Origin of the sequence: Microvirga antarctica, from assembly GCF_017921815.1 — a bacterium.
GTDB lineage: Bacteria > Pseudomonadota > Alphaproteobacteria > Rhizobiales > Beijerinckiaceae > Microvirga > Microvirga antarctica.
The window spans coordinates 1-279 of record NZ_JAGEMM010000210.1 but is presented as its reverse complement, the minus strand read 5'-3'; the positions used below and the strand labels follow the sequence as shown (position 1 = coordinate 279).

The 279-nt window shown below is 61.3% G+C and carries 1 pseudogene; it reads left to right on the top strand.

Going from position 1 to position 279, the window contains the following annotated elements:
* Nucleotides 1-279: pseudogene (locus J4G32_RS21530) on the top strand (arabinose transporter); the annotation flags it as partial.

Below are 279 nucleotides of genomic sequence, written 5' to 3'. Positions count from 1 at the left end.
TTAAGCGGACTCGGCTACCTGCTGGCGGATATCGCCAGCGCCTGGCCGATGATCAGTTTGTTGCTACTGGGGCTGGGTCGCGTGATTTTAGGGATTGGGCAAAGTTTTGCCGGCACCGGTTCGACACTATGGGGCGTCGGCGTCGTCGGGTCGTTGCATATTGGTCGGGTCATCTCCTGGAACGGTATCGTCACCTACGGCGCAATGGCGATGGGCGCGCCGCTGGGCGTGCTGTGTTATGCCTGGGGCGGGTTACAGGGACTGGCGCTAACGGTGATG